The following is a 12,024-nucleotide window of genomic DNA, read 5'->3' on the forward strand; positions in this document are numbered from 1 at the left end:
GCGGGCAACGCGGAAGGTCAAGGCCGGTGGCAGGACAGCGGGGGCGGCGGAGCCGACCCACCCGTGTCCGCACCACCGGCCTCGTGATCACCGCGCTGCTCGCCAGCGCCTGCCGTGCGGTCGCCCTCGCCGCCGGCGCTGGCGCCGGGGCGGCCGGAGCCGGGGCTACTTCTCCCAGCCGACCTTGCTGTAGTCCTCCTGGGCGAGGCCGAAGGCCCCGTAGTTGGCGAGCCCCTTGCGGGTCGCCACCACGGTGGGCCGCTGGTAGAGCTCGACGGTGTGGCCGAGCTCCCAGATCTTCGCGTCCGCCTGATTGTAGAGCTTCGCGGCCTCCACCGGGTCGACCGTCCCGGCCGCCTTCTTCAGCAGGTCGTCGATCTCCTGGCTGCCCAGGCGGGACGGGTTCTGGAAGGAGTTGTCGCCCACCGGCAGGCGGAAGTTGGTCAGGCTCTTGGAGTTCGGGAAGGAGTCGGTGTTGCGCCAGCTCGCGAGGTCGAACTTGCCCGGGGTCACGTACTTGGAGAAGAAGTCGTTGGCGGCCACCTTGTCCAGGTCGACCTTGACCCCGGCCGCCTGCCACATCGCCGCCGCCGCGGTGGCGAGGTCGAGCTGCGCCTGCGGGGTGCCGTCGCTGAGCACCCAGTGCAGCTCCAGCGGCTTGCCGTCCTTGGTCCGCGGCTGACCGCTGCCGGACTCCTTCCAACCGGCCTCGTCCAGCCCCTTCTTGGCGGCGGCCAGGTCGAACTTCGCCCAGTCGCCGGAGTTGTCCTGGTAGCCGGTCTGGTTGGGCATGATGATGTGGTTGCCGAGCGGCTTGAACTCGACCGGCACCCCGTTGTTGGCGATCTTGATCAGCGCCGAGCGGTCGAGCGCCCGGCCGAGCGCCTGCCGGACCTTCTGGTCCGCCAGGGCGCCGTTGCCGCCGAAGGAGATGTGCACCTCGTCCCACGGGCTGGCGGCCCGGATCACGGTGTCCTTGGCGTCCTTGAGCTGCCCGTACGCGGCGGCGGTGCTGGCCGAGGCGAGGTCGATCTCGTTGTTGAGGTAGGCCTGGATGCTCGCCGACTTGTCCATCACCCGGAAGGTGAGCTTGTCCAGCTTGGGCTTGGTCCCCCACCAGGCCGGGTCCGGGACCAGGCTGAGGGTCTGCGCGGTCTTGTCCGCCGTCCCGATCTTGAACGCGCCCGCGGTGACCGGGATCTTCTCCACCCAGCCCTTGTTGAAGTCGTCCGGGGTCGAGATGGCGGCCGCCGGGATCAGCGGGCGGAACAGGTTCTGCCAGTCCGCGTACGGCTGGGCGAAGGTGACCTTCACCTCGGTCGGGTCGGCGCCCTGCTCGACCGCGGAGATCAGCTCGTAGCCGGACGGGTCGGCGATGTTGTACGCCGGGTCCTTGCCGTTGCTGGTCTGCCAGTCCGCCTTGAAGTCCAGGTAGCTGAGCGGCTTGCCGTCCGACCACTTGGCCTTGGGGTTCAGCTTGTAGGTCACCACCTGCGGCGAGGTCGAGGTGACCTTGGCGTCCACCAGGTAGTCCGGGTTCGGCTGGAAGGTGCCGGAGGCGTCGGTGCCGAACAGCGTCGGCTCCAGGTTGCGGATGATGATCACCGTGTCGGTGTACGAACCGCCGTCCACCTGGAGCGGGTTCCACTGGGTGATCCACTGGTCCAGCTGGAAACGCACCTCCCCGCCGTCCTTGACCTGGTCCAGCGGCTTGGCGTTGATGTCCTGGGAGTCCTGTCTCGGCGGCTCGCTCTTGGCCACGTTGTCGGCCGAGCCGCCCCCGCCCGAGGTGCACGCGGTGACCGCCAGGGCGACGGCGACGGCGAGAACGGCCGTCCGGCCGAGGCGACGGGCCGTGCTGGAAGCGTCCATGAGGGTCCCCCTGGGGTCGGTGGCAGGAGTCGGGCGCGCGCCACGGATCGGGTTTCGTGACACGAGTTGGGCCGTACGAGGCATGACCGGGCTTGAGCGTGGGCACTCAATCCGGCACCGAGCCAGAGGAACGTAACAGCGGATCAGATCCGCCACCAGGGGGAGGAGCGGACGCCTGATCAAAAAGTCACACAGGGCAATCCCGCCGCAACATCACGGCCGCACCCCGGTGCCACACTGCGACCTGCGGGTTCGCCAACTGCCGCCCCCTCCCTGCCATCTGACGCCCTGACCGGGCCCCGACCGAAGGCCACCCGCCGATGCCCACCAGACGCGTCGCCCCCGCCCCCACCCCGGGCGGCCGCTGATGCTCCGCTACCTGTCGAAGCGGCTGAGCTACTACGCGGCGCTGCTGATCGCCGCCGTGTTCCTGGCCTACGCGATATCCGCGACCGCCCTGCAGCCGCGCACCTACTTCGACGCCAAGGTGCCGCGCCCGTCCGCGGCCTCGGTGGAACGCCAGCTCACCGCGCTCAACCTGAACGACCACACCCCGGTCGTCGAACGCTTCGGCCACTGGGCCGGCGGACTGCTCCACGGCGACCTCGGCCGGACCATCCACGACACCCCGGTCACCGACGACTTCGGCCGCCGGGTCTGGGTCTCGCTGCGACTGCTGCTGATCGGCAGCCTGCTCGGCACCGTCCTCGGCGTCGCCGCCGGGGCCTGGAGCGCCGTGCGCCAGTACCGGATCTCCGACCGGCTGCTCACCGTGGTGTCCTTCGTGCTGCTCTCCACCCCGGTCTTCCTGGTCGCGCTCTTCCTCAAGAACGGCGCGATCGCCGCCAAGGACGCGGCCGGCCACGAGGTCGTCCCGTTCACCGGCTACGAGACCCCCGGACTGGCCGGCGGCCTCGGCACCCACCTCGCCGACTGGGCCCTGCACCTGCTGCTGCCCACCGTCTCGCTCGCCCTCGGCGGCCTCGCCACCTACAGCCGCTACCAGCGCGGCACCATGCTCGACGTGCTCGGCTCCGACTACCTGCGCACCGCCGAGGCCAAGGGCCTCACCCGGCGCCGCGCCCTGCTCAAGCACGGGCTGCGCACCGCCGTGATCCCCATGTCGACGATGTTCGCCTACAGCTTCCTGGGCATCTTCACCGGCGCGATCTTCACCGAGACGATCTTCGGCTGGCACGGCATGGGCGAGTGGCTGATCCAGTCGATCAACGAACAGGACGTCAACTCCGTGGTGGCGATCAACCTGTTCACCGCCGTCGTCGTCCTCGCCTCCGGTTTCCTCGCCGACACCCTGCACGCCGCCCTCGACCCGCGCGTGCGGTCCTGACCGGAGGTGAGCCGAGATGACCGTCGCCGCTGCCGCTGACACCCCGACCCCCGAACCCGCGCCCGACCCCGCCTCCGCCCCGGCCCCCGCCGAGCGGCCGCGGGCCACCGGCCGGGGCCGGCTCGTGCTGGCCCGGCTGCTCGCCGCCCGCGGCGCCGTGGCCGGAGCCGTGCTGATCCTGCTGCTGTTCGCGCTCGCCTTCGGCGGCCCGTACCTGACGCCCTGGGACTACGCCGCCCCCGACTTCACCGCGCTGCACCAACCCCCCTCCGGCGCCCACTGGTTCGGCACCAACGGGGTCGGCCAGGACGTGTTCGCCCAGACCGTCCGCGGACTGCAGAAATCGCTGATCATCGGCCTGCTGGTGGCGCTCTTCTCCACCGCGCTGGCCTCCCTGGTCGGCGCCTGCGCCGGCTACTTCGGCGGCTGGACCGACCGGATGCTGATGTTCCTGGTCGACCTGATGCTGGTCTTCCCCAGCTTCCTGATCATCACCGTGGTCTCGCCCCGGCTGCGCAGCAGCGGCTGGATCGCCTTCGTGCTGCTGCTCGCCCTGTTCAACTGGATGATCACCGCCCGGGTGGTCCGCTCGATGACCGTCTCCCTGCGCGAGCGCGAATTCGTCCGCGCCGCACGGTTCATGGGCGTCCGGCCGCTGCGGATCATCAGCCGGCACATCCTGCCGAACGTCGCCTCCTTCCTCATCGTCGACGCCACCATCGCGGTCGGCGGCGCGGTGATGAGCGAGACCGCGCTCTCCTACTTCGGCTTCGGCGTCCGGCCGCCGGACGTCTCGCTCGGCACCCTGCTCGCCGCCGGCACCTCCGAGGCCCCGGTGTTCCCCTGGATGTTCTACTTCGCGGCCGGGCTGCTGGTGCTCTTCGTGCTCGCCGTCAACCTGGTCGGCGACGGGCTGCGCGACGCCCTCGACCCCACCGCCGGGAACTCACCCCGCCGCACCCGCCGCCTTCGGAGGAAGCAGAAGTGACCACCGCCGTCGAGACCCCGCTGCTCGCCGTCCGGGACCTGCGGGTGGACTTCGCCGGCCCGGACGGACCGGTGCCCGCCGTGCGCGGGGTGGACCTCACCCTGCACCGCGGCGAGACCCTCGGCATCGTCGGCGAGTCCGGCTCCGGGAAGTCCGTCACCGCGCTGTCCGTGCTCGGGCTGCTGCCGGGCACCGCCCGGGTCGACGGCTCGGTGCGGCTGGACGGCCGGGAACTGGTCGGCCTGCCCGGGAAGGAACTCGCCGCGATCCGCGGCCGCCGGGTCGCCATGGTGTTCCAGGACCCGCTGTCCGCGTTCACCCCGGTCTACCGGATCGGCGACCAGATCGCCGAAGCCGTCCGGATCCACCAGCCGGTCGACCGGGCCACCGCCCGCCGCCGGGCCGCCGAACTCCTCGACCTGGTCGGCATCCCGACGCCCGACCGGGCCCTGGACAGCTTCCCCCACGAGTTCTCCGGCGGCATGCGCCAGCGCGCGATGATCGCCATGGCCATCGCCAACCAGCCCGACATCCTGCTCGCCGACGAACCGACCACCGCGCTGGACGTCACCATCCAGGCCCAGGTGCTCGACGTGCTGCGCACCGCCCGGGAGGAGACCGGCGCGGCGCTCGTCCTGGTCAGCCACGACCTCGGGGTGATCGCCGGGGCGGCCGACCGGGTCGCCGTGATGTACGCGGGGCGGGTCGTCGAGACCGCCGGGGTGGACGAGCTGTTCGCGGCCCCGCGCCACCCGTACACCCTCGGACTGATCGGCGCGCTGCCCCGGCTGGACGGACGCGGCGGCCCGCTGGTGCCGATCCCCGGCAGCCCGGCCCCGATGGCCGAACTGCCGCCGGGCTGCCCGTTCGCCGCGCGCTGCCCGCTCGCGGAGGAGCGCTGCTCGGCGGCGGAGCCCGAGCTGACGGGCGCGGACGGCGGGTCGGCGGGCGGGCCGGCGGGCGCGGAGACCGGGTCGGCGGGCGCGGGCGGCCATCTGGCCGCGTGCGTGCGGTCGGCGGAGCTGGCCGAGCGGCGGCCCGCGCCGAGCGAGGTGTACCCGGTGCCGGAACTGCCGCCGGGCCCTGCCGCCGGAGACCGCTCCGGCCGGCCGCAGGTGCTCTCGGTGAGCGGGCTCGGGAAGACGTTCCCGCTGCTCAAGGGCACGGTGTTCAAGCGGAAGGTCGGCGAGGTCTACGCGGTGGACGGCGTCGACCTGGACCTGCGGGAGGGCGAGACCCTCGGCCTGGTCGGGGAGTCCGGCTCGGGCAAGTCCACCACCCTGTTCGAACTGCTGAGCCTGGGCGCCCCGCAGACCGGCCGGATCGAACTGCTCGGCCACGACACCGCCCGGCTCACCCGGGCCGAGGCCCAGCGGCTCCGGGCCGAACTGCAGATCGTCTTCCAGGACCCGATGGCCAGCCTCGACCCCCGGATGCCGATCGGCGACATCGTCGCCGAGCCGCTGCGCGCCCGGCACGCCCCGCGCGAGGAGATCGCCCGCCGGGTGCCCGAACTGCTCCGCCAGGTCGGCCTCGACCCGGACCACGCGGTCCGCTACCCGCACCAGTTCTCCGGCGGGCAGCGCCAGCGCGTCTCCATCGCCCGGGCGCTCGCCGTCCGGCCCAAGCTGCTGGTGCTGGACGAACCGGTCTCCGCCCTGGACGTCTCGATCCAGGCCGGGGTGCTCAACCTGCTGCAGTCGCTCAAGGCCGAACTCGGACTGTCCTACCTGTTCGTCTCGCACGACCTCTCGGTGATCCGGCACCTCGCCGACCGGGTCAGCGTGATGTACCTCGGACGGACGGTCGAGCAGGGCGCGGTCGCCGACGTCTTCGACCGGCCCCGCCACCCGTACACCCGCGCCCTGCTCTCCGCCGTACCGCTGCCGGACCCCGCCGCCGAACGCGCCCGCGACCGCATCCTGCTGGCCGGGGACCCGCCCTCCCCCACCGAACGCCGCACCGGCTGCCCGTTCCGCACCCGCTGCCCGCTCTACGCCGGGCTCGCGGACGCGACGGCCCGGGCGCGCTGCGAGCAGGAGCGGCCGACCCTCGACGGCGACCGGGCGGGTGTCATTCCTGAGGCGGCGGGTGACCACCGGGCCGCCTGCCACCACCCGGGGTGACGGCAGTGTGGTCACTCGTGGTGACCGGCCGAATACGATTCGGCGGATGGGGCTGCCGGCGTGTACTGTCTTCCACGTCAGCAAGCGCCGCTAGCTCAGTTGGTTAGAGCAGCTGACTCTTAATCAGCGGGTCCGGGGTTCGAGTCCCTGGCGGCGCACAGACAGCCGGAAGGCCCTTCGCGAGAGCGAAGGGCCTTCCGGCGTTTCCGGTGCTCGGATACCTTCCGTCCATGGCCCCGCACGACGCCTTACCGCTGCCCGAGGAACTGCTGCTGCTCTGCGCCGACCCGGCGCGCGGCCGGTTCCTGAGCCCGTCCCTCCACCTGAACCAGGTGATCGCGGGCGCCGTGCTCGCCGAACTGGTCCTGACCGGCGCGATCTCCGTCGAGGTGCACCGCTTCGGCAGCGCCCGGATCACCGGCTACCAGCCGTTCGGCGCCTTCGACCAGGTCTCGGCCGGGGTGCTGCACCGGCTGGAGGCCAAGGGCAAGAGCCGCTTCCGGCCCTGGCTGCCCGAGGCGGTCCAGTGGATCCCGGAGCGCCCCGGGTACGGCCACTACCTCGACCGGCTGGTGGCCCGGGGCTACTACGCCGTCGAGGAGAAACGCTTCCTCGGTCTGCCGAGGAAGCGCTACCCCGCGCAGCGACCCGACCTCGCCCGGCAGATCTCCGACCGGGTCGCGGCCACCCTGCTGGCGCCCGACGGCGGCGCCGCCCGGCCGACCGCGGAGCGCGACCGGCAGCTGGCCGGCCTGATCGACGTCGCCGGGCTGGAACGCCGCCGCTACCCCGGGCGGGAGGGCGCCCCGGTCAGGCGCGCCGCCGGGCGGCTGGCCCGGGACCTGCCCGTCTGTCGCGCGGTCCGGCACGTGATCGAACGGAAGTCCGGCGACTGAGCCCGGACCGGGGGCAGACCGAGGGTCCGGGCTGGGGGCAGACCGAGGGTCCAGGCTGGGGGCCGGACCGGGGCCGGCCGTCCGGCACCGTCAGCGGGTGTCGAGGACGGCGGAGGCCACCGCGTCCGGGCGGTCGAACATCACCAGGTGCCCGGCCGGTGCCGTGGTCCGGTAGTCCGCCCCGAGCAGCGTCGCGAGCCCCCGCTGCTCGGCCAGCCAGGTCTCGGTGCGACCGGTCCGGCAGCCGTCGTCGGCGGCCAGCACGGTGATCGGCAGGTCCTCGGGCAGCGGCCGGGTGCGGCGCAGCCCGTCCAGCTCGGCGGCCATGTCGAGGTAGCGCCCGTTCTCCCGGAGCAGCGCGCGCAGGGCCCGTCCGGTGCGGTAGCAGTGCCGGACCAGCGGAGCCGGGGCCAGGTCCTCGCGACGGACGGTGGACAGCCGGGCGGTCACCCGGCGGGCGGTCGGGCCGAGCAGGTACGGCACGGCCAGGGCGGTCGCGGCGCCCGCCACCGCCCTGGCCGCCAGGTCCCGCGCGGCCGGTGCCGGGTACGGGCGGGCGGCCGCTTCGACGCTGCCGTCGACCAGCACCAGCCCGGCCGTCCGCTCGGGGTGCAACCGGGCGAAGGCCTCCACGTGGAAGCCCGCGAGCGAGTGGCCGACCACGGTGCAGGGCGCGCCCAGCCCGAGGCCGTCCAGCACCGCGCGGATCCGCTCGGCCTCGCCCGCCACCGTCGGGGCGGGCCGCCGCCCGGCGGCGGGCTCGGCGGCGCTGAGCCCGTAACCGGGCCGGTCGAAGCGGACGACGGTGCGGTACGGGGTGAGGAACGGGACGACCAGGTCCCAGTCGAACCAGCTGCTGCCGAGGCCGCCGGTGAGCAGGCAGAGCGGGCCGCTGCCCTCGGTGCGGACGTGCAGCGGGACGCCGTCGATGCGCAGGAAGCGCGCCCGTACGGCGGGGGTGCTCACGCCGGCCTCCGGTCGGCGGCGGGGCCGCCCGGGGTCCCCCCGGCATCCGCCCGGTGCCGGTCGTGGCTGTCCGTCGTACGCGGGGCGCCTCGCTCAGCCGTACGCGGGGCGGCTCGCTCAGCCGTACGCGGGGCGCCTCGCTCAGCCGGGCCGGCGGAGCGGGCGACGGCCACGGCCAGGACGGCCAGCCAGATCGCGACCAGGAGCACCTGGAGCCGCTGCCCGGCGCCGAGCGCCCAGGTGCCGCGACCGGCTTGGAAGGCGGCGATCGCGCCGAGGCTCCAGCCGGTGGCGAGCAGTTCGGCGCCGAGCAGCCAGGGCCCGAGCCGACGCACCGCCGGCCACTGCTGGTGCCGGCGGGCGGCGACGGTGAGCGCGACCAGTCCGGTGAGCGCGCCGAGCATGGCGAGGCTGCTGGTGACAGCGTGCGCGGTGTGGGTGGCGGGGACCAGCCCCGCGGTCTCCCGGGCGGCGCACATCTCGTCGCTGGTGGGGGCGCAGCTCAGCGGCAGTCGGGAGTCGGCGGCGGTGGCGGCGCCGAACAGGGCCAGGGCGGACCAGCCGACCAGGGCCCAGCGGTTCCGGCCGGGGGTGGTGGGGTTCCGACCGGGGGCCGCAGGGGTCAGGCCGGCGGCCGCGGGGTTCCGGGCCTGCCCGGTGGCGAGGGCGGTGACGGCGGCGGCGAGCACGCAGAGCCCGGCGGCGAGGTCGGTGGCGCGGAAGAGGCCGCCCAGCGGCTGGTCCTCGGCGGCGAGCTCGCTGATGTACGCCTGCACCGGGTCGAGCCCGGTGCTCAGCACGACCTCCAGCACCCACGCGGTGTAGGCCACGGCGCTGAGCAGCAGCAGCGCGGCGACCGTCGTCCGCGCGCGCCCGGGCCGTGGCCGGGGGTGGGGCCGGAGGCGGCGGGGGTGGGCTCGCGGGCGGGGGTGTCCGGGCGGGGGGCTGGGCACGTTTCCACCCTAACCGGGCGGGAACTCCGCCCCAACCGGGAGGAAACGGGCACCCTGAGCGCCGGGCGGAGCCCGGGTGGTGCGGGGCACCCCTCGGAACCGTGTATTGTTTTCCAGGTCAGCAGGCGCCGCTAGCTCAGTTGGTTAGAGCAGCTGACTCTTAATCAGCGGGTCCGGGGTTCGAGTCCCTGGCGGCGCACAGACAGTTGGGGAGCCTCTCGCAGCAGCGAGGGGCTCCCTGATTTTTTGCCCTCGATGTCCGTTTTATGTGTGATGTCGGTCTCGATTGCCGTTCCGGTGGAGCCATGGGGCCCGCCCGGCTCGTCCAGGGCAGTAAACCGGAATCGGGACAAAGGTCCCTAACCGCCGATGTCCCCGTCTGTGCAGGCTGGCCCGGTCCGCCCGCAGGAAAGGCCGCGCCTTGTTCCGAAACGCCCAGAGCGGCGGTCGGCCGCCGATCGGTCTCCGGCCGGTCAAGCGGCTCAAGCGCTCCACCCCCACCACACCGGGCGGCAAGAAGCCGCGCCGGCCCAAGCGCACCGGCTGGCGCCGGCTGATACCCACCTGGCGGATGACGCTGCTCGGCTTCGCCGCGGCGCTGCTGCTCGGCGTCGGCCTGTTCGCGCTGGGGGTCGCGCTGGTGAAGGTCCCCGACGCGCACGCCGCCGCGACCGCGCAGAGCAACACCTGGCTCTACTCCGACGGCTCGGTGATCACCCGCACCGGCCAGACCAACCGGCAGAACGTCGGCCTGGACAAGGTCTCCCCCGCCGCCCAGCACGCGGCGCTGGCCGCCGAGGACCGCAACTTCTACAACGAGGGCGCCGTCAACGTGCAGGGCCTGGTCCGGGCCGCCCTCAACACCGCCAAGGGCGAGGGCACCCAGGGCGGCTCCACCATCACCCAGCAGTACGTGAAGAACACGTACCTGGACCAGAAGCAGTCCATCACCCGTAAGGTGAAGGAACTCTTCATCGCCATCAAGGTGGACGCCACCGAGAGCAAGGACGACGTCCTCTCCGGCTACCTGAACACCTCCTACTACGGCCGCGGCGCCTACGGCATCCAGGCCGCCGCCCAGGCCTACTTCGGCGTCGACGCCTCCGCGCTCAGCGCAGCCCAGGGCGCCTACCTGGCCACCCTGCTGAACGCCCCGAGCGCCTACGACGTGGCCACCGCGACCCCGGCGGGCAAGCAGAACGCCGTCAACCGCTGGAACTACGTCATGGACGGCATGGTCAAGGAGGGCTGGCTCGGCGCCGACGAGCGGGCCAAGACCGCCTTCCCCGACGTCAAGGACCCGCAGCCGAACCCGGGCCTGTCCGGCCAGTCCGGCTACCTGGTCGACGCGGCCACCCAGTACCTGACCTCGAACAACGTCATCAGCGAGACCGAGCTGGCCAAGGGCGGCTACACGATCAAGCTGAGCATCGACCCGGCCCGCCAGCAGGCCCTCCAGGACTCCGTCCAGGCGCAGCTGCACGACACCCTGAACCCGGACAAGCGGAAGAAGGACGCGGCCGCCCAGGCCGGCGCCGTCTCCGTCGACCCGAAGACCGGTGCGGTCGTCGCCCTGTACGGCGGCGTCGACTACGTGAAGCACTACGTCGACAACGCGACCCGGCGCGACTACCAGGCCGGTTCGACCTTCAAGGCGATCGCGCTGGCCGCCGCCTTCGAGAACAACGCCAAGACCCAGGACGGCCGGACCGTCACCCCGCGCACCGTCTACGACGGCACCAGCGGCCGCAAGGTCCGCGGCGGCAAGGGCACCCCGTACGCGCCGCCGAACGAGGGCGACGTCAGCTACGGCCAGATCACCCTGCAGCAGGCCATCGACAAGTCGGTGAACTCGGTGTTCGCCCAGCTCGCCCAGGACACCGGGCTGCAGAAGGTCAAGGACACCGGCGTCGCGCTGGGCCTGCCCGCCAACACCCCGGGTCTGGACCCGGTGCCGTCCATCCCGCTGGGTGCGGCCACCCCGAGCGTGCTCGACATGGCCGGCGTGTACGCCACCCTGGACAACGGCGGCAAGCAGACCACCCCGTGGCTGGTGCAGTCGGTGGACCGCGCCGGCGAGGCCGTGCAGCTGCCCGCGCACAAGACCACCCAGGCGATCAGCTCCGACACCGCCAACCAGGTCACCTCGATGCTCCAGGGCGTGGTGAGCGACCCGGGCGGCACCGGCTTCCGGGCGAAGGCCCTCGGCCGCCCGGTCGCGGGCAAGACCGGTACCACCGACGACCAGAAGTCCGTCTGGTTCGTCGGCTACACCCCCGAGCTGGTCACCTCGGTGGCGCTGTTCGGCCAGGACCCGGGCACCGGCGCCCAGGTCAGCCTGAGCGGCGTCGGCGGGATCGACGGCGCGGCGGGCGGCCAGTTCCCGGCGCAGATCTGGACGGCCTACATGAAGGCCGCGCTCAAGGGCCAGCCGGTGAGCGACTTCCCGACCCCGGCGGACGGCGGCGACTCCGGCGCCGGCGACCTGCCGACGGCCCCGCCGAGCACGCCGAGCAGCACCCCGTCGACCGGCAGCGCCACGCCGACCACCGGCGCGGGCAACCAGCAGGGCGACAGCTCCGGCAGCGGCTCGGGCACGGGTTCCGGTTCCGGCTCCGGCTCCGGCGGGTCGGGCACCGGCCCGACCACGGCCCCGACCGACCAGCCGACCACCCAGCCCACCACGCGGCCCACCACCCGGCCGACCCCCAAGCCGACGCCGACCACCCAGCCCACCACCGACCCCACGAGCCAGCCCACCACCCAGCCCACCGGCGGGACGGGCGGGCTCACGGGGGCGGGCGCCGGGGGCTGATCGCCGCCCGGGCCTCCGACCACCCACGTCGGCCGTCGGCCGGACCACTGACCTCGGGTT

General features: G+C 73.3%; 8 protein-coding genes and 2 tRNA genes. 7 read left to right on the forward strand and 3 right to left on the reverse strand.

The features are described from left to right. Positions 1-165: 165 nt before the first annotated feature. Complete coding sequence (locus ACFVXG_RS41055) at positions 166-1,872, reverse strand: ABC transporter family substrate-binding protein (protein ID WP_387935485.1); 1,707 nt, start codon at positions 1,870-1,872, stop codon at positions 166-168. 367 nt (positions 1,873-2,239) lie between these two features. Here ACFVXG_RS41055 and ACFVXG_RS41060 point away from each other — a divergent pair, with 367 nt between their 5' ends. The 5 genes from ACFVXG_RS41060 (at position 2,240) to ACFVXG_RS41080 (ending at position 7,230) form a co-directional block, all read left to right on the forward strand. Then, a complete protein-coding gene (locus ACFVXG_RS41060) occupies positions 2,240-3,220 on the forward strand; it encodes an ABC transporter permease (protein ID WP_387935487.1) in 981 nt (326 codons plus the stop codon). Between the two features lie 16 nt (positions 3,221-3,236). Further along, positions 3,237-4,208 (forward strand): ABC transporter permease, encoded by a 972-nt coding sequence (locus ACFVXG_RS41065; protein WP_387935489.1) that lies wholly within the window; start codon positions 3,237-3,239, stop codon positions 4,206-4,208. Next, complete coding sequence (locus ACFVXG_RS41070; RefSeq protein WP_387935491.1) at positions 4,205-6,334, forward strand: dipeptide ABC transporter ATP-binding protein; 2,130 nt, start codon at positions 4,205-4,207, stop codon at positions 6,332-6,334. The genes ACFVXG_RS41065 and ACFVXG_RS41070 overlap by 4 nt, the downstream gene beginning before the upstream one ends. An 84-nt stretch (positions 6,335-6,418) precedes the next feature. Continuing rightward, a tRNA-Lys gene (locus ACFVXG_RS41075) sits at positions 6,419-6,492 on the forward strand. A gap of 72 nt (positions 6,493-6,564) precedes the next feature. After that, positions 6,565-7,230 carry a GPP34 family phosphoprotein gene (locus ACFVXG_RS41080; RefSeq protein ID WP_387935493.1) on the forward strand — a complete coding sequence of 222 codons (666 nt, stop codon included), beginning with the start codon at positions 6,565-6,567 and terminating at the stop codon, positions 7,228-7,230. Positions 7,231-7,320: 90 nt separating this feature from the next. Here ACFVXG_RS41080 and ACFVXG_RS41085 read toward each other — a convergent pair whose 3' ends face one another. Together ACFVXG_RS41085 and ACFVXG_RS41090 are read right to left on the reverse strand one after the other, a co-directional pair. Continuing rightward, a complete protein-coding gene (locus tag ACFVXG_RS41085; protein ID WP_387935495.1) occupies positions 7,321-8,196 on the reverse strand; it encodes an alpha/beta fold hydrolase in 876 nt (291 codons plus the stop codon). After that, a complete protein-coding gene (locus tag ACFVXG_RS41090; protein WP_387935508.1) occupies positions 8,193-9,044 on the reverse strand; it encodes a DUF998 domain-containing protein in 852 nt (283 codons plus the stop codon). The genes ACFVXG_RS41085 and ACFVXG_RS41090 overlap by 4 nt, the downstream gene beginning before the upstream one ends. 230 nt (positions 9,045-9,274) lie before the next feature. On the opposite strand from ACFVXG_RS41090, the gene ACFVXG_RS41095 reads away from it, so the two are divergent. Next, positions 9,275-9,348 (forward strand) — tRNA-Lys (locus ACFVXG_RS41095). Between the two features lie 222 nt (positions 9,349-9,570). Further along, positions 9,571-11,964 (forward strand): transglycosylase domain-containing protein, encoded by a 2,394-nt coding sequence (locus ACFVXG_RS41100; RefSeq protein ID WP_387935496.1) that lies wholly within the window; start codon positions 9,571-9,573, stop codon positions 11,962-11,964. Positions 11,965-12,024 lie beyond the last annotated feature (60 nt).

The organism is Kitasatospora sp. NPDC058162, assembly GCF_042884005.1.
Classification (GTDB): Bacteria; Actinomycetota; Actinomycetes; order Streptomycetales; family Streptomycetaceae; genus Kitasatospora.

What these genes read in the sequence shown, in the direction of transcription:
- ACFVXG_RS41060 (WP_387935487.1), top strand. Translation starts at nt 2,240, where the DNA reads ATGCTCCGCTACCTGTCGAAGCGGCTGAGCTACTACGCGGCGCTGCTG.
- ACFVXG_RS41080 (WP_387935493.1), top strand. Translation starts at nt 6,565, where the DNA reads ATGGCCCCGCACGACGCCTTACCGCTGCCCGAGGAACTGCTGCTGCTC.
- ACFVXG_RS41065 (WP_387935489.1), top strand. Translation starts at nt 3,237, where the DNA reads ATGACCGTCGCCGCTGCCGCTGACACCCCGACCCCCGAACCCGCGCCC.
- ACFVXG_RS41055 (WP_387935485.1), bottom strand. Translation starts at nt 1,872, where the DNA reads ATGGACGCTTCCAGCACGGCCCGTCGCCTCGGCCGGACGGCCGTTCTC.